This is a genomic window from Planktothrix agardhii (assembly GCF_904830935.1).
Classification (GTDB): Bacteria; Cyanobacteriota; Cyanobacteriia; order Cyanobacteriales; family Microcoleaceae; genus Planktothrix; species Planktothrix agardhii.
In genome coordinates, this window is the sequence record NZ_LR882952.1 from 179,985 (window position 1) to 204,287 (window position 24,303).

The window sequence follows — 24,303 nt, forward strand, 5'->3', positions numbered from 1 at the left end:
ACGCTATATATAGCGTGCTTGCGTAAGTCCCGTGTTACTAATGTTAATGACTTACCGACAGGAATAGTTAATATTACGGGTACAGCGACACAAAATCAAACCTTAACTGCAACCAATACCTTAGCCGATATTGATGGTTTAGGAACATTAAATTATCAATGGCAAGAGTCATCCGATAATGGAGTCACCTGGACTGATATTAGTGGAGAAACTAATGATACTTTCACCTTATCTCAAGCACAAGTGGGGAAAAAGTGCAGGTAAAAGTTAGTTATACCGATGGACTAGGAACACAAGAAATCGTTAATAGTAGTCCAACTTCTGTTGTTACTAATGTTAATGATGCTCCTACAGGAACAGTTAATATTACAGGAACACCCGAACAAAACCAAACCTTAACTGCCACAAATACCTTATTTGGGTATAGTCTTACCTTGAGAGAATCCAACATTGCCGCTGTACTTTTAAAAAAATCTTGTTTTAAGATAAGATTTATTTGGTTTTTGTGCAACCTCTATCTACATCAATAAGCAATAACCTATGAGCGCTCCCAAAACCCTAACTGTTCCTTACTCACGACACTTTCTGGAATGGCTGCACCAACACCAAGTCAGCGTCGCCCTGACTACCTACCAAACAAACCGCCTTTGTTTGATTGGAGTCCAACCGAACGGCCAAATTTCCACCCCCGTTTGGGAATTTGAGCGACCGATGGGACTTTATGTGACATCAGAACGCTTTTACCTCGCTACCCGCTATCAAATTTGGCGGTTTGAAAATGTTCTGGAAAATGGGGAGATTTTAAAAGAGAAATATGATCGTCTTTATGTTCCTCGTGTTGCCTACACCACCGGAGATTTAGACGTACATGATCTGATAGCTGACCCCCAGGGAAATATTATTTTTGCCAACACCGAATATAGCTGTTTAGCAACGCTCCATCCTCAACACAGCTTTACCCCCATCTGGAAACCGAATTTTATCAGCAAACTCGCCCCGGAAGATCGCTGTCACCTTAACGGGTTAGCCGCCCTTAACGGTATTCCCCGCTATGTAACGGCGGTTAGTCATTCGGATGTAGCATCCGGTTGGCGACATCGACGCAGTGATGGGGGAGTGGTGATTGATATTCAAACCCACGATATCATCGCTAGGGGTTTATCCATGCCCCACTCTCCCCGATGGTATCAAGGGAAATTGTGGTTACTCAACTCAGGAACAGGAGATTTTGGATACATCGAAAACGGGGAATTTGTCCCCGTTACATTTTGTCCGGGGTATGGACGGGGGTTAGCCTTTGTCGGAGATTTTGCCGTTGTGGGTTTATCTAAACCCAGAGATTATCATTTTTCCGGTTTATTACTGGGAGAAAAGCTGCAACAAAAACAAGCCGAAGCCCGTTGTGGCATCTTAATTATTGACTTAAAAACCGGAGATATTGTCGAGTGGCTAGATATGGATACTGAAGCCACAGAACTTTATGATGTCGCTATTTTTCCCCAAGTTCAATGTCCGATGGCTTTAGGGTTTAAAAGTGGAAATATTGCTAAATTAGTAACTATTGGTAGCCCCACAAAAACCCAGAAAAAAGTCATCTCTTTTAGTCTTTGGGGCCATGATCCTATCTACAATATTGGTGCGATTAAAAATGCGGAATTAGCACTTAAAATTTATCCGGGTTGGATTTGTCGGTTTTATGTGGATGAAACCGTTCCCAAAGAAACGTTAGAACGTTTATCAGCTTGGAATCATGTAGAAATCATCCCGATGCAAACCCCCTCTCAAAATTGTACCGGATCATTTTGGCGGTTTCTAGCCCTGAATGATCCTGATGTCGAAATTACGATTATTCGGGATACGGACTCGCGGCTTAATCAACGGGAAAAAGCCGCCGTTGATGAATGGTTAGCCAGTCCTTTTCCGTTTCATATTATGCGAGATCATCCTTTGCATCGAAGCAAAATTATGGGAGGGATGTGGGGATTTAAAGGGAATTTAGAGATCAAAACTGCTATCAATAATTATGTTAAAACTCATTCTAAATCTTTAATGAAAGGCATTGATCAACGGTTTTTGAACGATGTCATTTATCCTTTAGCTCAATATCAAAGTTTAGTTCATGATGAATTTTCCGAAGGAAAACCCTTTCCAATTTCTCGTCAAAAGACTGAATATGTCGGGCAGATTTTTCGAGAAGATGAGACAACAATTTCAGAATTAGATGACATCTTAGAACAACACTTAAGGACGTTAGAAAACCCACGATTAAAAGCAGCAAAAGCTGAATTTGAACGAGGGCAAGATTTTAAAAAACAAGGAAAAATTCAAGAAGCGATCGCTTGCTTTCAAAATGCTATAGCAGCCGACCCAAATTATATTCCACCTCACAATAATTTAGGAACCTTACTGCAACAGCAAAATCGCTTATCTGAAGCCATAACTTGTTATCAAAATGCTCTAAAAATTAACCCAAATTCTGCGTTAACCTTAACAAACTTGGGGTCAATCTACCTAATTGAAGGTCAATTAAATCAAGCTGAGGAGTTATTAAAACGCGCCTTGGAATTAAACCCTGAACTTGTCCCAGCGTTGTATAATTTAGGTTTATTGTATAAACAACAAGCCAAATTAGACGAAGCCATTCAGCTATTCCAAACCGCAGCCAAACATCAACGGGATTATGCTGATGCCTATTTTGAATTAGGGCAAATTTGGGAATTTCAGAGTCAATTTATCCTAGCGAAACTCGCCTATGAACGAGTGCAAAAACTCAACCCCAATGCTCAATATTTATTATCCCATATTGGTTTTGTGAAACTCAATCTCTGCGACTGGGAAAACTATGATAGTTTCATAGAACAATTAATTGATTCTACGACCCAATATATTCAGGAAGAAAACGGCGGTGTCACCCTCGCACCCTTTCAGTTAAACGCCCTTCCTATTCCCCCAGAATTATCCCTAGCATTTGCCCAAAAACACGCCGCAGGAATTGAGAAATCAATAGCTGAGAAAAAACCTAAATTCATCTATTCTCAAAAAACCGATAAACTGCGGGTGGGTTATGTTTCCCCAGATTTCTACAGTCACGCCGTCGGACGCTTAATTTATCAAATTTTTGAAAACCATAACCGAGACGAGTTTGAAATCTTTGGCTATAACCTATTAAATGTCAACGATGAAGTCACAGAAATGATTAAAAATGGCTGTGATCAATTTCGAGATATTTCCCAACTTCCTGCCGTCGATGCTGCTGTGCAAATTAACGCTGATGGCATTGATATTTTAATCGATTTAGCCGGGTATACCGGTTACGGTAAACCGCAAATCTTTGCCTATCAACCGGCTCCTATTCAAGCCAGTTTTCTGGGATATCCGAACACAATGGGAGCCAATTTTATTCAATATTTACTTACCGACCAATGGATTGTTCCTCCAGAATTAGCTCAATATTATAGTGAAGAAATTCTCTATTTACCTGATCAGTTTATCGCTTCTGAAATGGAGATTTCTTCCCAACCCTTAACTCGCGCAGAATTCGGGTTGCCAGAAGATAGTTTTGTCTTCTGTTGCTTCAACCGACATTTTAAAATTACCCCCGATTTATTTGCCGTTTGGATGGGAATTTTGCAGCAAGTTGAAGGCAGTGTCTTGTGGTTATCTGAACCGACAACAGAGGAAGTTATCAATAATTTACACAAAAAAGCTGCTGCTTCTGGAATTGCACCCGAAAGACTAATTTTTGTCCCCAAAATTCCCCACCCCGAATATCTCGCCCGCTTACAACTGGCAGATTTAGCCTTAGATACGTGGATATATAGCGGGGGTTCTACCACTGTAGCAGCGTTGTGGGCGGGTGTACCTGTACTGACAAAACCCGGTTTGACCAACGCTTCCCGCATGGGGGCGAGTATTTGTGCCAGTGGCGGACTCCCAGAAATGATTGCTAACAGTGTGGAGGAGTACGAACAAAAGGCCGTTGACTGGGCCACCCATCCCCAGGAGTTGCAACAGTTGCGTCAACGGTTAAAGGCACGAGATGCCCCGTTATTTAACATATCAGGGTTTGTCAGCCACTTAGAAGAGGCATTTCGACAAATGGGAAACCGTTAACCCCCAACCATCAGAAACATCTTGATACCCATTAGGGATAAACCGACTACCCAATTAAAGGAAATTAAGAAAATGACTTCCAGTTTTAACTTTACCGAAAACACCAACGTCTCCCTCACGGGTGTTAACTATAGTTCCGTCACCACCGCCGACTTCGACAAAGATGGGGACACCGACATCCTGCTCACGGGCTTAGATAGTTCTAATAAACGCATCAGCAAAATCTATAGCAACAACGGCAGTGGCGGTTTTAGCGAAAACACTAACGTCTCCCTCACTGGTGTTGACAGTAGTTCCGTCACCACCGCCGACTTCGACAATGATGGGGACACCGATATCCTGCTCACGGGCCGGGATAGTTCTAATAAACGCATCAGCAAAATCTATAGCAACAACGGCAGTGGCGGTTTTAGCGAAAACACCAACATCTCCCTCACCGGTGTTAGCTATAGTTCCGTCACCACCGCCGACTTCGACAAAGATGGCAACACCGATATCCTGCTCACGGGCCGGGATAGTTCAGGGAACCCCATCAGCAAAATCTATAGCAACAACGGCAGTGGCGGTTTTAGCGAAAACACCAACATCTCCCTCACCGGTGTTAACTATAGTTCCGTCACCACCGCCGACTTCGACAAAGATGGCTACACCGATATCCTGCTCACGGGCCGGGATAGTTCAGGGAACCCCATCAGCAAAATCTATAGCAACAACGGCAGTGGCGGTTTTAGCGAAAACACCAACGTCTCCCTCACTGGTGTTTATACAAGTTCCGTCACCACCGCCGACTTTGACAAGGATGGCTACACCGATATCCTGCTCACGGGTAAGGATAGTTCTAATAACCGCATCAGCAAAATCTATAGCAACAACGGCAGTGGCGGTTTTAGCGAAAACACCAACGTCTCCCTCACTGGTGTTTATACAAGTTCCGTCACCACCGCCGACTTTGACAAAGATGGGGACACCGATATCCTGCTCACGGGCTACGGTAGTTCTGGCCGCATCAGCAAAATCTATAGCAACAACGGCAGTGGTGGTTTTAGCGAAAACACTAACGTCTCCCTCTCTGGTGTTAGCTATAGTTCCGTCACCACCGCCGACTTCGACAAAGATGGCAACACCGATATCCTGCTCACGGGCTTAGATAGTTCTAATAAACCCATCAGCAAAATCTATAGCAACACCCTCAACCCCCCCACCCTCAGCAGTTTTACTAACCCCGTTGACACTACCAACGAAGACACGGAAGTCGAACTCACCTTTGCCGAATTCGCTGCCCAAGGAAATGAAGCGGACAATGGAGGGACGGTGGATGCCTTTGTGGTTAAAGCCGTTAGTAGTGGTACGTTAAGAATTGGGAGCGATGCCACCAGCGCCACAGCTTGGGTTGCCGGGAGTAATGATACGATAGATGCCACGAAAAAAGCTTATTGGACACCGGATGCCAACGTTAACGGCACGGTCAATGCGGTTCAAGTGGTGGCTAAAGATAACGATGGTTTGGAGTCAGCTACCCCAGTCACTGCCCAAGTTACGGTAACGGCCGTTAACGATGCGCCCCTATTAGATAATACCAACTTCACCTATAGCCTCACCACTATTAATGAAGATGACAACAACTACAGTGGGGATGTTATCGGGGATATCATTCCGGCTCCGAGTATTCAAGAAAACACCAACGTCTCCCTCACCGGTGTTCGCTATAGTTCCGTCACCACCGCCGACTTCGACAATGATGGGGACACCGATATCCTGCTCACGGGCCGGGATAGTTCAGGGAACCCCATCAGCAAAATCTATAGCAACAACGGCAGTGGCGGTTTTAGCGAAAACACCAACGTCTCCCTCACCGGTGTTTCCAGTAGTTCCGTCACCACAGCCGACTTTGACAATGATGGGGACACCGATATCCTGCTCACGGGCTTCGATAGTTCTAATAAACCCATCAGCAAAATCTATAGCAACAACGGCAGTGGCGGTTTTAGCGAAAACACCAACGTCTCCCTCTCTGGTGTTCGCTATAGTTCCGTCACCACCGCCGACTTCGACAAAGATGGCTACACCGACATCCTGCTCACGGGCTGGGATAGTTCTAATAAACCCATCAGCAAAATCTATAGCAACAACGGCAGTGGCGGTTTTAGCGAAAACACCAACGTCTCCCTCACTGGTGTTTATACAAGTTCCGTGACCACCGCCGACTTCGACAAAGATGGCTACACCGATATCCTGCTCACGGGCTACGGTAGTTCTGGCCGCATCAGCAAAATCTATAGCAACAACGGCAGTGGCGGTTTTAGCGAAAACACCAACATCTCCCTCACCGGTGTTAGCTATAGTTCCGTCACCACCGCCGACTTCGACAAGGATGGCTACACCGATATCCTGCTCACGGGTAATGATAGTTCTAATAACCCCATCAGCAAAATCTATAGCAACAACGGCAGTGGCGGTTTTAGCGAAAACACCAACGTCTCCCTCACTGGTGTTTACTTGAGTTCCGTCACCACCGCCGACTTCGACAAAGATGGGGACACCGATATCCTGCTCACGGGCTTAGATAGTTCTAATAAACGCATCAGCAAAATCTATAGCAACAACGGCAGTGGCGGTTTTAGCGAAAACACTAACGTCTCCCTCACTGGTGTTGACAGTAGTTCCGTCACCACCGCCGACTTCGACAAGGATGGCAACACCGATATCCTGCTCACGGGCTACGGTAGTTCTGGCCCCATCAGCAAAATCTATAACAATCTTTTCCCCATATCCGATGTAGACACCACCACCATCACCGAAGCTATCGCTATCACTGCCGCCGACAATAACGGCACTTGGCAATATTCCACCGACAACGGCACAACCTGGACAAACTTCCCGGCTGTTAGCAACAGTAACGCCCTATTATTAGATGCGGGTAACAAAGTTCGCCTCCAACCCAATGCCAACTATAACGGCACTATTACCAACGCCCTCAGCTTCCGCGCTTGGGATAAGTCCACAGGTACAGTCGGAGGTACAGCCGACACCAGTATTAACGGTGGGACAACGGCGTTTAGCGTCAACACTGCCACCGCCTCCATCACGGTCACGCCCGTTAACGATGCTCCAACTGCGACTGACAAAACCGTAACCTTTAATGAAGAGAGTAGCTACACCTTTGTGGCTGCGGACTTCGGTTTTAGTGATGTAGACACCGGAAACACCCTAGCTTCGATAAAAATCACCCAACTGCCCACAGCCGGGACATTACAACTCAGCAATAGTAATGTTAGTCTCAACCAAGTTATCAATACTGTTGATATTCCCAACCTAAAATTTACCTCGGTTGCTAATGCCAATGGTAGCGGTTATGCCAACTTCAAGTTCACCGTTAATGACGGCACTATTGACAGTGTGGCAGCTAATACTATTACTATTGATGTTACTGCCGTTAACGACGCTCCAACTGCGACTCCTATTACGGCTCAAACCGTTAACGAAGATAGCAGTTTTAATCTCAATATTGTTAATAACTTCAGCGATATTGATGCAGGGGATACCTTAACCTATACCGCCACCTTAGCAGATGGTACAGTATTACCCAGTTGGTTAACTTTCAACACCACAACCGGAGCATTTACCGGAACACCGACTAACGCTGATGTGGGAACTCTTGATATCAAAGTTATTGCTAAAGATAGCAGTAATGCGACCGTTGAAAATAGTTTCCAACTAACCGTTAATAACGTTAACGACGCTCCAACTGCGACTCCTATTACGGCTCAAACCGTTAACGAAGATAGCAGTTTTAATCTCAATATTGTTAATAACTTCAGCGATATTGATGCAGGAGATAGTTTAACCTATACCGCCACCTTAGCCGATGGTACAACCTTACCCAGTTGGTTAACATTTAATAGCACAACGGGAATATTTACCGGAACACCGACTAACAGTGATGTCGGAAATCTTGACATTAAAGTTATCGCAACCGATAGTAATAATGCCACAGTTGACAATAGTTTCCAACTCACGGTTAATAACATTAATGATGCACCAACTGCGACTGCTATTGGCAACCAAACCGTTAACGAAGATAGCAATTTCAGTCTCAATATTACTAATAATTTCAGTGATATTGATGCAGGAGATAGTTTAACCTATACCGCCACCTTAGCCGATGGTACAACCTTACCCAGTTGGTTAACATTTAATAGCACAACGGGAATATTTACCGGAACACCGACTAACAGTGATGTCGGAAATCTTGACATTAAAGTTATCGCAACCGATAGTAATAATGCCACAGTTGACAATAGTTTCCAACTCACGGTTAATAACATTAATGATGCACCAACTGCGACTGCTATTGGCAACCAAACCGTTAACGAAGATAGCAGTTTCAGTCTCAATATTACTAATAATTTCAGTGATATTGATGCAGGAGATAGTTTAACCTATACCGCCACCTTAGCCGATGGTACAACCTTACCCAGTTGGTTAACATTTAATAGCACAACGGGAATATTTACCGGAACACCGACTAACAGTGATGTCGGAAATCTTGACATTAAAGTTATCGCAACCGATAGTAATAATGCCACAGTTGACAATAGTTTCCAACTCACGGTTAATAACATTAATGATGCACCAACTGCGACTGCTATTGGCAACCAAACCGCAACAGAAGATAGCAGTTTCAGTCTCAATATTGCTAATAATTTCAGTGATATTGATGCAGGAGATAGTTTAACCTATACCGCCACCTTAGCCGATGGTACAACCTTACCCAGTTGGTTAACATTTAATAGCACAACGGGAATATTTACCGGAACACCGACTAACAGTGATGTCGGAAATCTTGACATTAAAGTTATCGCAACCGATAGTAATAATGCCACAGTTGACAATAGTTTCCAACTCACGGTTAATAACATTAATGATGCACCAACTGCGACTGCTATTGGCAACCAAACCGCAACAGAAGATAGCAATTTCAGTCTCAATATTACTAATAATTTCAGTGATATTGATGCAGGAGATAGTTTAACCTATACCGCCACCTTAGCCGATGGTACAACCTTACCCAGTTGGTTAACATTTAATAGCACAACCCAAACATTCACCGGAACACCGACTAACAGTGATGTCGGAAATCTTGACATTAAAGTTATCGCAACCGATAGTAATAATGCCACAGTTGACAATAGTTTCCAACTCACGGTTAATAACATTAATGATGCACCAACTGCGACTGCTATTGGCAACCAAACCGCAACAGAAGATAGCAATTTCAGTCTCAATATTACTAATAATTTCAGTGATATTGATGCAGGAGATAGTTTAACCTATACCGCCACCTTAGCCGATGGTACAACCTTACCCAGTTGGTTAACATTTAATAGCACAACCCAAACATTCACCGGAACACCGACTAACAGTGATGTCGGAAATCTTGACATTAAAGTTATCGCAACCGATAGTAATAATGCCACAGTTGACAATAGTTTCCAACTCACGGTTAATAACATTAATGATGCACCAACTGCGACTGCTATTGGCAACCAAACCGTTAACGAAGATAGCAGTTTCAGTCTCAATATTACTAATAATTTCAGTGATATTGATGCAGGAGATAGTTTAACCTATACCGCCACCTTAGCCGATGGTACAACCTTACCCAGTTGGTTAACATTTAATAGCACAACGGGAATATTTACCGGAACACCGACTAACAGTGATGTTGATGCGTTGACTATTAATGTTACTGCTACCGATAAAAGTGGGGCAAGTATTAGTGATAGTTTCCTGTTGAGCATTATACCCACGCCAACACCGGAACCGACACCAACACCGACACCAACACCGACACCAACACCGACACCAACACCGACACCAACACCGACACCAACACCGACACCAACACCGACACCAACACCGACACCGGAGCCAACACCGGAGCCAACACCGGAGCCAACACCGGAGCCAACACCGGAACCAACACCGGAACCCACACCGGAGCCAACACCGGAACCCACACCGGAGCCAACACCGGAGCCAACACCGGAACCCACACCGGAGCCAACACCGGAGCCAACACCAACACCGGAACCAACACCGGAACCGACACCGACACCAACACCAACACCGACACCAACACCGGAGCCAACACCGGAGCCAACACCGGAACCCACACCGGAGCCAACACCGGAACCCACACCCACGTCAACACCGGAACCAACACCCAACTCCACTCGTGATTTTTATGAGCCTAGCAATTTCATTAAAACCCTTGATTTTCCTGCTTTAAAAACTAACACAAACTCCCCATCCCAGGTTTCCAGCAATGGCAATGAGGAGATCTCAGGTACAGCCGAATCTGATCAAATCTTTGGTAAAGACGGTGACAATAACATTGAAACCGGAGATGGCAACGACGAAATTAACGGCAATCAAGGGAACGACTATATCAATGCGGGCAAAGGCAAAGATCTAGTTTTCGGTGGCAAAGGCAACGACCAAATCGACGGTGGCGATGATGATGATGACTTGTTTGGCAACCTTGGTAACGATACCATTGCTGGAAATACTGGCAATGACTCGATTAATGGTAATCAAGGAGATGACCTGATTGATGGTGGTGATGGCAAAGATGAACTGTTCGGAGGTCAGAATAATGACTTTGTTAAAGGTGGTAATCAAGATGATATCATCTTCGGCAACCAAGGAACAGACCGACTCGAAGGAAACGACGGTGACGATACCCTCTTTGGGAACCAAGATAGTGATACAATCTCTGGTAACTCCGGGGATGACCTGATTTACGGAGGCGAGGACAACGACCTCCTAGACGGGAACGAGGGCAATGATGCACTCTGGGGCGATGACGGTGATGATACCCTTGATGGTGGCCAAGACAACGATATTCTCACCGGAGGCAAAGGTAACGATATCCTGGTGGGGGCGGAAGGTGTTGATACCCTCACCGGCGGCGAAGGCAGTGACCGCTTTGTTCTGGTTTCAGGATTGGGCCCTGATACCATTACTGACTTTACTTCTGGGGTGGATATTATCGTCCTTGATGGCGGTCTCACCTTTGAACAACTGACTTTAACCCTTGTCAATGGTTCGACTCAAATTCAGGTGAATAATCAAATTCTGGCAACTCTGAATAACGTTAATCCTAACTTGTTGACCTCTGATAACTTTACAACTTCTATCTTCTAAAAAAGCTTTAAGTTGTTTTCAATATTATTAGGCCATTAATTAATCAACTCAAGAGAAAACCATGAAAAAGCAACCCCCGATGAATCAAAAATCCCTTCTCTGGGTACTATTTCGTCGGTTGAAAATCAACCTTATTTTGCCAAATCAGGGATACTCAAATGGGGGAATTGATGAACATAATTCGGTTCAAAGCCATAAACTTCGATATTTACCCTTCTGCCTAACTGAAGAATATAGTCATCTATTTTATCTGTAATGTCAATATTCTCCCACCGTCCAACCTGCTCCTAAGTCAGAGGAATCACCTTCGGTGGGTGCCAACACCCTCGAAACCAAATACAATAATTGATCAGAAAGTGATTCTAGGATGGAAAATTAATGAAAACTGCGTTAATTACAGGAGCGTCTGTTGGGATTGGGGCGGCGTTTGCAAAGGAATTAGCCTCTCGGAAAATAGATGTGGTTTTGGTGGCTCGTTCTCAAGATAAATTGGAACAACTGGCGGAAAAATTGCGATCGCAATATAATATTAAAGCCCATGTGATTCCCAAAGATTTAACCCAACCCGATGCTACACAATTGGTTTTTGATGCTATTTCTCAACAGGGTTTAACGATTGATTTACTGATTAATAATGCTGGATTTGGAGATTATGGAGCTTTTGCAGATCGTCCCTTAAATAAACAAGTGCAAATGATTCAGTTAAATATTACAGCCTTAGTTGAACTGACTCATTTATTCTTAACAGATATGAAAAAACGGGGTTCAGGTGCGATCGTTAATGTCGCTTCTATTGCGGGTTATCAACCCTTACCTTATTGTTCGGTTTATGCGGGAACAAAAGCCTTTGTTTTGAATTTTACCGAGGCTTTATGGGCGGAAAATAAAGACTCTGGGGTGAGGCTTTTAGTGGTCTGTCCTGGCCCTACCGAATCTAACTTTTTTGTCGCAGCAGAATTTCCTCAAACCCTTTCCGGCGTTGGACAAAATTATGCCACGGCGGAGGAAGTTGTTCAAGACACATTAACAGCCTTAGAAAAAGACTTTTCAACTTTAGTAACGGGAGGATTTAGTAATCAATTTATTGTGAATTTACCTCGATTTTTCCCTAGGGATACGATTGTTAGTTTAGTGGAAAAACAGTTTAAACCTAAAAAATAAATTGTTGTTGGGCTTTAGCACAAAAATTAGGAGGGCTAAAGCCCAACAACATAAAACTTAAGGATAGAAACACAATTGGGGTAAACCCAAGGTTTCTTCCCAACCCATCATAATATTCATGCACTGCACTCCTTGTCCGGCTTGACCTTTAATTAAGTTATCAATAGCCGACATAACGATCACTCGTCCGGTGCGTTGATCAACTTCAATTCCTAAGTAACAAAGGTTAGTTCCACAGGCCCATTTTGTTTGAGGATAGGTACCACCAGGTAATATTTTAACCAGGGGAGAATTGCGATAAAAGGCTTTATAAATAGTAATTAAATCCTCTCTAACTAACCCTGGATCTCGTAAAGTTGCATAAACCGTGGCTAAAATTCCCCGTACCATTGGCATTAAATGGGGAGTGAATTGAACTAAAATATCATGTCCGGCTAAGTCACTACAAACCTGTTCAATTTCTGGGGTATGGCGATGATGACCTCCGACACTATAGGCCCCGATTGAACTATCAGCTTCGGCTAATAACATATTAACTTTAGCCTGTCTTCCTCCTCCAGAAGTGCCGGATTTGGCGTCAATAATTGTGGTATGGGGATCAACTAATCCCTGTTTTAATAGGGGAGAAATTGCTAATAAACTTGCTGTTACATAACACCCGGCACAACCAACTAATTGAGCCGTAGCTAGGCGATCGCGATACAATTCAGGTAAGCCATAAACTGCCGTTGCTGCGATGGCTTGATCCGTGCGTTCTCCCCCATACCATTTTTTATAAATGTCTAAATTAGAAAACCGATAATCGGCCGATAAATCTAATACTTTACATCCTTTTTCTATTAATTGTGGCGCCATTGTATAGGCTAAATTATTAGGTAGGGATAGAAAAACAATTTGACATTTAGAGGCTATTTTATCAATATCAATAGGTTCGATCACTAAATCCACACATTCATTCAAATGGGGATAAAGACTACAAAAGGGTTTTCCGGCGCTACTATCCCCGCCCAAATAAGCAATTCTGACCAGGGGATGATCCTGTAACAAACGCACCAACTGCACACCACCATAGCCCGAGGCTCCAACAATACCGACGGGAATCCGTTCTGCATTAACCATATTACCTAACTCCTAGAAAAATGACCTAACTTTTGCTGCATGATAGCTGATTATGGAAAAGTTTGGCAAAATGTTTTAAAATTTATCTGGGCTCTCTCAAACTCGAAAACCCATTTCCCCAAGTTCCTGACGCAAGCGTTGGGCTTCTGGGGAGTTATTTTGTTCGTGTAATTCTATGGCGGCTTTAAACATCATTGAGCTATCGTTGAGTTGACCAATTTGTAGTAAGAGAACTCCTAAATTTTGGAAGGTTTCGGCTGAGTTGGGATTGAGTTCTAGGGCTTTTTGATAGGCGGCGATCGCTTCTCGATAGGCTCCCATTTCTCTCAAGGTCATGCCTAAATTATAATAGGTGATCGCTAAACTAGGATCAATTTTTATGGCGGTTTGATAAGCTATTTTTGCCGATTCTAGTTCTCCTTTCTGTTTGAAAATATTGCCTAAATTATTATATGCTCCTAGCTTTAATTGTGGTATAATATTAACATTAACTGCTGTTTGATAATGATATTTTGCCAGGATAAATTGTCCTTTTTTACTATAGGCTATGCCCAAATGATAATGGAGTTCATATAAAACCCCATCTTCTCCATTACTCTCTTGAGATAATCCTAATTTCAACAGTTCAATTCCGCGCTCTAAGTCGCCAATTTCGACGTATAAAGCCCCCAATTTACTAGCAGCATATCCATCCGTTGGATGTTCTACTAAGTAACTCTCCATGGCTGTTTTTGCCAGTTGCCATTTATTCCGTTTCGCGATCGTTTCGGCTTGGTATCCATAATGTAAAATAGAAACTTGGGGTAATGTTACAATTTGCCATTGCGGTTTTTGGCGGATTAATTCGGTGACGCTATCATCTACCATGGCATGATAGGGACGGGAAAAACAGATTTGGGGATGATTTCTAAATAGTCGAGAAACTAAGGAATAAGGAGACTGAGTGGCGCCGATTTCCTGTCTAATTAAGTTAACTACAATTAAATTACGATTTTCCATAATTTGATGCAGTTGTGGCCCAATTTCAGGGTCTAAAATTTCATCTGCATCTAATACTAAAATCCACTGTCCGGTTGCATAACTTAAAGAGGCATTTCTGGCTTTGGCAAAGTCATCACACCAATTAAAGGAATGAACTTTCGCTCCAAATTGTTGAGCAATTTTCGGGGTTTTATCCGTTGACCCCGTATCAACAATAATCATTTCATCAACAATTCCTTTAACACTATTTAAACATTTTGTTAAAGTTTCTTGTTCATTCTTAACAATCATGCAAAGGCTTAATTTCATAAATAGGAAATTGAAAATGGGATATGTTGACAATGATAAAGCCTAATTTAACCACAAAGACACAAAAAAGTTGTAAATACTAACCTGTTCATTTCTATATTTTAGACATGAGATGCACCTATTTTTTTTCTATTGCCTATTCCCTATTTTAGCTTATTTAGGTAGAATTAAAATTTGATCAATAACATGAATTACTCCATTACTCGCCGGAATATCAGAATCAATTATCGTGGCATTTCCGACTTTAATTTGATTTTTCTTTGTCTTAATAGTAACAGAATCTCCTTCTAAAGTTTTGAGTTTTCCTGATTTTAAATCTGTTGTTGTGACTTTACCTGGGATTACATGATATTCTAATAATTCGGTAAATCGGTTGAGGTTTTGGGATTTTAGAATAGCATCTAAAATTTGTTGCGGTAATTTAGCTAGAGCTTCATCTGTTGGCGCAAAAATAGTAAAATCTCCCTGTTTTAAGGCATCTAATAATCCAATAGATTTTAAAATCATCCCTAGAATTTTAAAGCGTTCATCGGCTAAAATCACCGTGGCTAAATCTCCGACCACACCTTGAATCACTTTTGGAGAAATAGGCATTTGAGCCAAATCTTGGCTAGGTTGGCGACAAATCAGTTCGGAATTGGCAGACATTTGAACTTCGGCGGCGACTACGGGGGAAATAGTTCCTAATGTTAATAAACCTAAAAGACTGACAATTCCTAAATTTTTGCCTTTGTTTTGATTTTCTATGAAATTGTTCATGGTTTTATCCTCTTGAAATAATTAAAATTATTCAGGTAAAATCACCGCATCAATTACATGAATTACACCATTTCTAGCAGGAACATCGGCTTTAATTACCGTTGCTTTATCAACTTTTACCGATGAACCTACTTGAATATTAATCGTATCTCCTTCTAAGGTTTTGACTTCTCCAGATTTTAGGTCAGTTGATAATACATTTCCAGGCACAATATGATAGGTTAGAATTTTAACTAATTGGGCTTTATTTTCCGGTTTCAGTAAGTTTTCTAAAACTCCTGGGGGAAGTTCGGAAAAGGCTTTATCTGTTGGTGCAAATAGGGTAAATGGCCCTTCTGCTTTAATCGCATCAACTAAGTCCGCCGCTTGTAAAGCTTGGGTTAGAATTCTAAATTCACCCGCGCTAACAATAGTATCAATAATATCCAGGGAAGTTGTAGCCGGAATTTGAGTAATTTGGGTTGAGTTTATTAAGGTGTAATTATGCAGTTGAGCTTGAACGGGTAAAATCCCGAATAGCGTCAACCCAACAATACCTACAAACCCAGCGATTAATTTTTGCGAGTGATTTTGAATGGTCATAATAGTTATAAAACATCAATAGGGATACTAACCTTAACTGTCTATTTTGCCCTATATCAAAAGGAATAAGAATCTATTTTTTTAAAAGGGGATAGACAGTCAAAATTATTAAGGGAACTTTCAGTTAACTTTTAGGAGTTACATCAAAGTTATAACTTAAGACGTTAATTATCGGCCCTTGTTTCGGTAAATCATCTGCGGTTAATCTCAGTGTATCGGTTTGTTTAATTTGTATTGATGTTCCCGCCATTACGGATAAAAAATTATCCACAGGTTCGATATCACAGGCCGTTACATCCGCCGCCAAGGTGCGATAATGGGTGGGGATAACAATTTTAGGGTTGAGAAATTCAATCGTCTTTCTGGCTTCTTCTGGAGTATAGGATTTCGCCCCACCTCCCACCGGAATCAACATTAAATCTGGACGACCAATTAAAATCCGTTCTTCCATTCCCAATGGCCCAGCTAATCCACCTAAATGTAAAATTTTAATTCCCGCTTGTTTCCACAACCAAGCTACATTTACCCCAAATTGTCGGCCATTCAATCTATCTTTAATGGTACGAATTCCTTGAATTTGATTACCATTAAATTGATAAACCCCGGGTTCATATAATAAGGATGGATTTCCTGTAAATCCTTCGGTCACACCCTCATCTAAAAGACGGCTACTAATTAAGATTAAATCGGTTTGAACTTGTTGGGGATTTCGATAACCTGCGGTACATCCAATTGGGCGAAAAGGATTAACTAAAATTCTTAATCCTCCTCCGGTAAATAAAAAAGAAGTATGTCCTAACGATTTTACAGTTAAGGTATTTTCAGAAGTAGATTGTGCCCAAGAATTTTGCCATTGAGACGTTAACCCAGTCGCTAAGGTGGTTAATAGTGTTGTAGTTGTTAATTGAATTAATTTTCGCCGTTTCATATTATTTAGGTTGACGTATCAATAGATTAAATGACAATTATATTCGTTCTAGGAAGTTTCTTAGAAGTTGTTTACCATTCTGGGTCAAAACGCTTTCTGGGTGAAATTGTACCCCTTGAATGTGGGGATAGTCCCGATGACGAACCCCCATAATTGTCCCATCTTCTACCCATCCGGTAATCTCTAAAATATCGGGACAGGTTTCTCGTCCAATCACTAAACTATGATAGCGAGTTGCTGTTAATGGATTCTCTAAATTTTTAAACACACCAACGCCTGTATGATGGATAGGAGATGTTTTTCCGTGCATTAATTCCGGTGCCGAAATAATATTTCCCCCAAACACCTGGCCAATACTTTGATGACCTAAACATACTCCTAAAATGGGTAAAGTCGGCCCCAATTCTCTAATTAATTCTAGGGAAATTCCAGCATCTTCGGGACGACCTGGCCCTGGAGAAATTACCACGGCGTCGGGTTTCATTTGACGAATTTCTTCTAGGGAAATCCGATCATTTCTAAATACCTGAACTTCAGCAGCAATGGGTAATTCTTGCCCTAGTTCTCCTAAATATTGAACAATATTGTATGTGAAACTATCGTAATTATCAATAACAATAATCAAGGGTTAAACTCCTGAAACTATAACTTGAATCCAGGTGAACAGAGGAGGTAAAAGCAAGATTCCCGCTACCAATAATGCCACGAAAGCGGAAATTAAAACCGCCGCCGCCGCACAATCCTTCGCAATTCTGGCTAAATCATGGTAAGACTGACCAACGCTTAAGTCAACCACCGATTCTATGGCTGTGTTCAATAATTCCATGGTCATCACCGCACCGATAGTCAGGCCAATAATTGCGATTTCCACCCGGGTTAACTGCAAAAAAAGACCCAAGCCAATTGCTAGGGTTCCTATGATAGTATGAATCCGAAAGTTTCGTTGGGTTATAAAGGTATAACTAATTCCTGTCCAAGCATATTTAAAGCTAACTAATAAATTAGAAGCGATTTTCCACGATAATTCTCGGTCATATTTTTTACCCATAGTCCCGGAAAGATTAGACTTAGATAAAGTTGTTGTTTGAGGAATAGGAATTGACGGTGTAGGAAATGTTGAAAGAGAGGGTTTTTCTACATTCATTTCTAAGTCCTTCGCTGAATACGTTTTCACTACCAGCAGTTTTAGGTCTGTTATAGGAAGCAATTTATCACAGTTTTCTTGATAATTTGTTTATTGAGTTACTAGAATTTATGGCTATTTTGGATTAATCTAACTCACCTGTTAAACTCCTAAATTAACTATTTCTAGTAGTACCCGTTGTTGCTCCAACATTTCGGTTAAACTTTGATCATCGGGATGATCCCAACCTAAAAGATGTAGTAAACCGTGAGTTGCTAACCATCCTAGCTCGATTTTTAGGGAATGCCCTTGTTGTTGAGCTTGAAAGTTAGCAGTTTCCACCGAAATTACAATATCACCAAGATACAGCGATTCAGCAGAAAATTCTTCTGGAGGTTGGGGACAATCGACCTCTAATGTAGCAAAGGCTAACACATCGGTTGGTTTATCTTGAGAACGATACTGAGTATTTAAGAGTTTAATTTCATGATCATCAGTTAGACGTAAACTTAACTCGTAACTGGATGCCAATGGTAGATAGGACTCTAAATAATTTAACCAACTTTGGAACCAATATTCCCATTCTGTGATAGTCAAGGGACAGTCAATTTCCCGGGGAGAAGACTCTAGCGCATCATTGGGAATGGTGTTATTTTCCGAGTTTTCTAACTGCTCCCAAAAACAGTCTTGTATACTAACTTCAACCTGTACAGTCATTAATAAAAAATCTAATCAGAATTTAAAGGATTTAGCGGGTTAGATAAGCCATTCCAACTAGAAATCCGACTAAACCCACTGTGGTTAAGGCAAAGTGAAATAGGGATTTTCCGCCCTTGCGAACCATATTCCGCATCGCTAATTTAACATAGCTGGGTTTGGGTTCGTTGGGTTTAACTTGGGGTTCTAGTTCTGGGGTAGAGGGGGAAGATGGGGTATTCATTTAGGCGATGAGGATGGGAAAGTAGGCCGACTGAATCGATCATAACAAAAATGTTACATTTTATGAAGCGATCGCCCGGTCGAATCTATATTCGGTCATCTCCCGCAGATATTTACTTCTGGGTTGGAACTAACTCCGTGTTAAATTCATTGAAGGAACGACGCCGTAATTCCACGGATTCATTACGAGGCAATAAATCAAAGACTTGGCGAAACCCATCATCAACGGTTTCAAAGGAAACCTGTCCCGGTTTATCTAAAACGATTTTCCCCGACTGGTTAATTAATACGGTTTGGGGAACATAGCCTTTGTAATAATAACCCGGTTCCTGGGGGGAATTTTTGGCATCGGGTAATAGGGTATCAACATTTACCGGAATAAAGTCTGCCTCTCTTCCGTAAAAACGCTGAAGTTCTGATACTGTGGTGACAAATTTTTTACAATCTTTACTATCATCCAAAAAGAATACTAATAATGAGGGTCTACCTTGGTTCATGGATTCTGTTAAGGTGACTCTAGGGGGAACCAAGGAACCATTCCCAGCATACAGCGCAAAAATATTACCATCAAAGCGATCATCATCCAAACCCGCTAATGCCGAAGGAGTAATGGTCAAAAAGAATACACAAATGATCACCAAGGTAGTCAGCAGGGTTTTGAAACCCCTAAAACCCTGAAAGCAAGGTTGCCGGACATTGAACTGGGGAGAATGCCATCGAGTTAAACGCATATTATGGGGAAAGCCATTGAGATTCTAAACAGAATCTATTGTTACATTTTTGGGTTTACTTTACCCCAGTGAAGGCAGGGGAAAACGAGCTTGATATCGGTTCTAAAACATTAATATTTCAACTGTCAACACCTCAACGGTCAACCCGCGATTTCGGTGGTAATGTTAAAAACTATTACAATATCGCTCAGAATGTGTACTCCATGCCTGAAAATACAAGCGATAGGTAGTGACGGTGTTGGGCAAATTAATGTCCAAAGCTAGTTACCCCATCGACTGTAGCCCCAAGGGGAGCAGTTTGGGAATCCATTGCCTAAAAGCCAGTGGAGGATGTCGAACTTGTGGATTGTCCCCTAAAAATCTCAAAAATTTTTGAGGGTACAAAGCAGCAAGAAGTGAAGCAGTAGAAATCTCAAACCGATAGATTTGATTGCGGATCAAAAACACAGATGCACTCTATGTCATCACCTGACCCAGACTGTATCTGAACCAGCACCGAACGCTCATCGGTAACGATGAGGCTCTCCGACTCAGTTAATGGGTTTCGGGAGAGCGTCAATCAGGAAAACGTTAGCTAAACGCTTTTGTAGAAAATGAGTATCGTCACAAAATCCATTGTTAATGCCGACGCCGAAGCGCGTTACCTCAGCCCTGGTGAGTTAGACCGGATCAAAGCCTTTGTTATCTCTGGTGCAACTCGCATTCGTATCGCCGAAACAGTCAGCGGTGCCCGTGAGCGGATCATCAAAGAAGCTGGAAACCAATTGTTTCAGAAACGCCCTGACGTGGTCTCCCCTGCTGGTAACGCCTATGGCCCGGAAATGACCGCTACCTGCTTACGCGACCTTGACTACTACCTGCGTCTGGTCACCTATGGAGTCGTTGCGGGTGATATTACCCCCATCGAAGAAATTGGGATTGTTGGCGCTCGGGAAATGTACAAATCTCTGGGTACTCCCGTTGAAGCCGTTGCCGAAGGAATTCGTGCGCTGAAGAGTGTTGCTACAGGTCTGTTATCTGGTGAAGATGCAGCCGAAGCCGCAGCTTACTTCGACTATGTGATCGGTGCGCTCTCATAAGTCCGATCGCCTTATCACATTTTTTAAACGATTCCTAGATTCAGCGACTACAAGGAAATAGAACAATCATGCAAGACGCCATTACTTCCGTAATTAATTCTGCTGACGTTCAGGGTAAGTACCTGGATGCCAACTCCCTGCAAAAGTTAAAAGCTTACTTCGCCACCGGCGAACTGCGGGTTCGTGCTGCTTCAACCATTAGTGCTAATGCAGCCAGCATCGTCAAAGAAGCAGTAGCCAAATCCCTGCTGTATTCTGACGTGACTCGTCCCGGTGGCAATATGTACACCACCCGTCGCTATGCTGCTTGCATCCGCGACTTAGACTACTACCTGCGTTATGCCACCTATGCTATGTTAGCTGGCGATCCTTCCATTCTCGATGAGCGTGTTCTCAACGGTTTGAAAGAAACCTATAACTCCCTGGGTGTTCCCATCGGTTCTACCGTGCAAGCCATCCAAGCCATCAAAGAAGTTACCGCTAGTTTAGTGGGTGCTGATGCTGGCAAAGAAATGGGTATTTACTTAGACTATATCTCCTCTGGCTTAAGCTAAAACCAAGGTTAGGTTTGTGAGGGTAGTCACTCAGTTTGATTCCCCATCCCCAATCTAAACGACCTTCAAGGCCAGGGAAGTCTGGAGTGAATGCTAGACCGCCAAAGGCTTGTCTGTTTTCGGTGATAAGCTTTAGCGAGCTAGGATTGACTCCCGACTCCCGGCCTTTGATCATTTTAAAATTGATGTAAAACTTGTTAAATTTGCCTAGGAGAGACGAACCTCATGCGGATGTTTAAAGTAACAGCTTGTGTTCCAAGCCAAAGCCGGATTCGTACCCAACGGGAATTACAAAATACCTACTTTACTAAGTTAGTTCCCTATGACAGTTGGTTTAAAGAACAACAACGGATCATGAAAATGGGCGGTAAAATTGTCAAAGTGGAACTGGCAACGGGCAAGCCCGGAACTAACGCCGGATTGCTGTAGAAGACAGGAGGCTGGGGACAGAAGGTAGAAAGAACACCGAAAAAAAGAAAAAAGATTAATTCTTAATTCTTGATTCTTGATTCTTAATTCTTCCTGCCTCCTGCCTCCTGCCTCCTGCTGTTTTGCTGCCATCCAATTCCGCTATCATATTGGAGAAACGAAAAACCACCTAATATAGAGGCGGGAAATGGCAAGTTGGGAATTTTTACTGCAAAAAGAAGGGGACAATAGTTGGTTGACCTTAGAATCCCCGGATGTTGAGATTTTAGAAGGACGCTACCGGATGGTAGCCCGGTCTGGATATAAAAACACTTCAATTGATGTTCGGATTATTTATCAAGATTTTGATGCGGTTCCACCTGTCCAACAGGTTCAAACTCGGACACTAACCACAAATGCCGAGGGTTTGATGGTGGTTATGCCTTATACTTCCCTGAAACCTGGGAATTGGCAATTTTCTTGTGCGCCTCAACTGACGTCTGGGTTATTAGCAACCGTGGGTAAAAAAACCATACAATTAAGGGTTCTCCACTCGGAAGCAGAAGAATTTGATCAATTTTTTGGGGATACGGAACCACCGACGGCTGATATTACCTCCCCAGAGCCCCCGACTGTTGAACCGCAAACGGATCAGTCTTCTAAGGTTGTACAGTTCCCAACCGATCGCCTCTATGTTGTGCCTGAACCGACTCGGCCACCACTTTCGGTTCTGGAGACTCCCGAAGCATCCCCACAACCCCTTGATCCGCTAGAAACGTTACTCAATTCTCTGCATATCTTCCTAGAACAAGATACCTTTGTTGGCCGTTTAGGAGAAGCCTTAGTTGTTTCGGGACGGGTGGAATTGCCAACCCCTAACCCATCTTCTACTTACCCAATTCTGACTGACGGACAATTGCAATTTCGCTTACGCGACCCCCAAAGCTCAGAACCCTTATTTGAGGTTAACCAAACCCTTTCTTCCTGCGACTTCCCGCTATTTTTTTCCGGTGTGGTTTATATTCCCTTTGAATGTAAAACCCGTTTAATTTTAGGGGAAGTGATTTTTTCTCATGATGGGGCTTTGGTGACGACTCAATCCTTTAATGTTGTTACCCAGGTTGAACATCTTTTAGAAGCTATAGATCAGGGTTTTAGTCCAGAATTGGATCAAGATGACTTCCCCGACCTTGCTAATTTGGATATGGGAGTTCTGGAATTACCTGACCTGACCGATACCACTAACAGGGCTGAAGTTTTAACCACGGAAACGACTACGGTGCTTCCTCCCAAACTGAATAATTCTAGCTGGGAATCTCGATCTCCTACATCCCTAGATTTGCCAATATTCGGCTCTAGTTCCACAACTGGGGAAGTTAAACCTGCACCAAAACCGGATCAAAGTGTTGTATCGTCTGAGGATCAGGATTCATCGACGGTTGTTAACTCTTGGGAATCGAATTATACAGATATATCAACTTCAATTTCACCGCTATTAGTAGGAGAATCATCGGAATTAATCCCGGCGACAGATGGGATTGAAAAAATTGAACCAATAGCTAAACCGAAATCCGATCCAGAAGTTCAAGAAGCCTTTCAAGCGTTAGATTTGAATAATCGGTTTTGGTCACGGTTGAATGCTTTAGCGGGTGATCAAGAATGGTCGCAATGGGTGAAGCGGGCGAATGTTAATCCCCTACCTGAGATTCCTTTTAATGCTGCTAGTAATATTGTTAAACGTTCTGAACCAACATCATCGGATACAGCACCTTTGCCACACCCAGAAGTAATCAATGCCCAGGAAGAATTAGAGGAAATTGTAGTGGATGATGAACCTTTAGAATCCCCTGGAGCATTTTTTCCTCGGCGTAAACAGATCAAGGGAAGTAAACCTGAAGCCCCGGCGACAAATCAACCAATTTCTTATGTTTTACCTGAAGATCAACTGGTTCCTGATCCCCAAATTGAAGTCTTATCAACGGAAATTATTGCTGGAAGGTTAGTTAAACTGAGGGTAAGACTTCCCGATGGTTTACCCCGAATTTATGTCAAGGTTTGGCTGTTTGATCGGCAAACTCGCACTGTTGTTGATGGCCCTCGTTGGTTAACGGAATTTTCACCGAATGGATTTGATCAAATTGAAACAACCCTTGATTTAGAGATTCCTTACAGTAGTTTGGAAGTTTTATTTGAAGCGATCGCAGTGGAAATGCAAACCCAACGAGAAAGCAATAAAATCACGATTGAAGGTTCCGTTAATCCCCCTCCAGGGCCTTCTTTACCCATTCATTAATCAGTGTAGTGGAGA

General features: G+C 42.6%; 20 protein-coding genes. 10 read left to right on the forward strand and 10 right to left on the reverse strand.

Features of this window, described 5'->3' with window-relative positions:
- Positions 1 to 18 precede the first annotated feature (18 nt).
- From NMG88_RS00860 to NMG88_RS00885, 6 genes are all read left to right on the forward strand, one after another.
- Positions 19 to 264 (forward strand): hypothetical protein, encoded by a 246-nt coding sequence (locus NMG88_RS00860; protein ID WP_214559362.1) that lies wholly within the window; start codon positions 19 to 21, stop codon positions 262 to 264.
- A complete protein-coding gene (locus NMG88_RS00865) occupies positions 255 to 530 on the forward strand; it encodes a hypothetical protein (protein ID WP_026793600.1) in 276 nt (91 codons plus the stop codon). The genes NMG88_RS00860 and NMG88_RS00865 overlap by 10 nt, the downstream gene beginning before the upstream one ends.
- A gap of 10 nt (positions 531 to 540) precedes the next feature.
- Complete coding sequence (locus NMG88_RS00870; RefSeq protein ID WP_254035014.1) at positions 541 to 4,113, forward strand: TIGR03032 family protein; 3,573 nt, start codon at positions 541 to 543, stop codon at positions 4,111 to 4,113.
- 72 nt (positions 4,114 to 4,185) lie between these two features.
- Positions 4,186 to 11,322 carry a putative Ig domain-containing protein gene (locus tag NMG88_RS00875; RefSeq protein WP_254035015.1) on the forward strand — a complete coding sequence of 2,379 codons (7,137 nt, stop codon included), beginning with the start codon at positions 4,186 to 4,188 and terminating at the stop codon, positions 11,320 to 11,322.
- Positions 11,323 to 11,383: 61 nt separating this feature from the next.
- Positions 11,384 to 11,578, forward strand: a complete 195-nt coding sequence (locus NMG88_RS00880) for a hypothetical protein (protein ID WP_026793602.1) — start codon at positions 11,384 to 11,386, stop codon at positions 11,576 to 11,578.
- A gap of 122 nt (positions 11,579 to 11,700) precedes the next feature.
- Positions 11,701 to 12,483, forward strand: coding sequence for an SDR family NAD(P)-dependent oxidoreductase (locus tag NMG88_RS00885; protein WP_235765568.1), 783 nt, complete (start codon positions 11,701 to 11,703; stop codon positions 12,481 to 12,483).
- Between the two features lie 57 nt (positions 12,484 to 12,540).
- Here NMG88_RS00885 and argC read toward each other — a convergent pair whose 3' ends face one another.
- From argC to NMG88_RS00935, 10 genes are all read right to left on the reverse strand, one after another.
- Positions 12,541 to 13,602: an N-acetyl-gamma-glutamyl-phosphate reductase gene (gene argC, locus NMG88_RS00890; RefSeq protein WP_026787270.1), complete on the reverse strand. Its 1,062-nt coding sequence runs from the start codon at positions 13,600 to 13,602 to the stop codon at positions 12,541 to 12,543.
- Between the two features lie 96 nt (positions 13,603 to 13,698).
- Positions 13,699 to 14,892, reverse strand: coding sequence for a glycosyltransferase (locus NMG88_RS00895; protein WP_227364662.1), 1,194 nt, complete (start codon positions 14,890 to 14,892; stop codon positions 13,699 to 13,701).
- A gap of 153 nt (positions 14,893 to 15,045) precedes the next feature.
- Positions 15,046 to 15,651 (reverse strand): fasciclin domain-containing protein, encoded by a 606-nt coding sequence (locus NMG88_RS00900; protein ID WP_052369716.1) that lies wholly within the window; start codon positions 15,649 to 15,651, stop codon positions 15,046 to 15,048.
- 27 nt (positions 15,652 to 15,678) lie between these two features.
- Complete coding sequence (locus NMG88_RS00905) at positions 15,679 to 16,233, reverse strand: fasciclin domain-containing protein (protein WP_052369715.1); 555 nt, start codon at positions 16,231 to 16,233, stop codon at positions 15,679 to 15,681.
- 124 nt (positions 16,234 to 16,357) lie between these two features.
- On the reverse strand, positions 16,358 to 17,161 hold the full coding sequence (locus NMG88_RS00910) for an MBL fold metallo-hydrolase (protein WP_235753221.1): 804 nt from the start codon (positions 17,159 to 17,161) through the stop codon (positions 16,358 to 16,360).
- Between the two features lie 37 nt (positions 17,162 to 17,198).
- Complete coding sequence (locus tag NMG88_RS00915) at positions 17,199 to 17,786, reverse strand: anthranilate synthase component II (protein ID WP_254035016.1); 588 nt, start codon at positions 17,784 to 17,786, stop codon at positions 17,199 to 17,201.
- A gap of 3 nt (positions 17,787 to 17,789) precedes the next feature.
- The gene (locus NMG88_RS00920) at positions 17,790 to 18,305 is read right to left on the reverse strand and encodes a diacylglycerol kinase (protein ID WP_042156920.1); all 516 of its coding nucleotides are present in this window, start codon (positions 18,303 to 18,305) and stop codon (positions 17,790 to 17,792) included.
- Positions 18,306 to 18,446: 141 nt separating this feature from the next.
- Positions 18,447 to 19,001, reverse strand: coding sequence for an rRNA maturation RNase YbeY (ybeY, locus tag NMG88_RS00925; protein WP_026793609.1), 555 nt, complete (start codon positions 18,999 to 19,001; stop codon positions 18,447 to 18,449).
- Between the two features lie 31 nt (positions 19,002 to 19,032).
- Positions 19,033 to 19,224, reverse strand: a complete 192-nt coding sequence (locus tag NMG88_RS00930; RefSeq protein ID WP_026787263.1) for a DUF3285 domain-containing protein — start codon at positions 19,222 to 19,224, stop codon at positions 19,033 to 19,035.
- Positions 19,225 to 19,336: 112 nt separating this feature from the next.
- Positions 19,337 to 19,840 (reverse strand): thylakoid membrane photosystem I accumulation factor, encoded by a 504-nt coding sequence (locus NMG88_RS00935; RefSeq protein WP_233428016.1) that lies wholly within the window; start codon positions 19,838 to 19,840, stop codon positions 19,337 to 19,339.
- Between the two features lie 707 nt (positions 19,841 to 20,547).
- Here NMG88_RS00935 and apcA point away from each other — a divergent pair.
- From apcA to NMG88_RS00955, 4 genes are all read left to right on the forward strand, one after another.
- Entirely contained in the window at positions 20,548 to 21,033 is a 486-nt protein-coding gene (gene apcA / locus NMG88_RS00940) for an allophycocyanin subunit alpha (protein WP_042156917.1), read from the forward strand.
- A 68-nt stretch (positions 21,034 to 21,101) separates the two neighbouring features.
- On the forward strand, positions 21,102 to 21,587 hold the full coding sequence (gene apcB, locus NMG88_RS00945; protein WP_026787260.1) for an allophycocyanin subunit beta: 486 nt from the start codon (positions 21,102 to 21,104) through the stop codon (positions 21,585 to 21,587).
- A 225-nt stretch (positions 21,588 to 21,812) separates the two neighbouring features.
- Positions 21,813 to 22,016, forward strand: a complete 204-nt coding sequence (locus NMG88_RS00950) for a phycobilisome linker polypeptide (protein ID WP_026787259.1) — start codon at positions 21,813 to 21,815, stop codon at positions 22,014 to 22,016.
- 187 nt (positions 22,017 to 22,203) lie between these two features.
- Positions 22,204 to 24,288 (forward strand): hypothetical protein, encoded by a 2,085-nt coding sequence (locus NMG88_RS00955; protein ID WP_042156916.1) that lies wholly within the window; start codon positions 22,204 to 22,206, stop codon positions 24,286 to 24,288.
- Positions 24,289 to 24,303 lie beyond the last annotated feature (15 nt).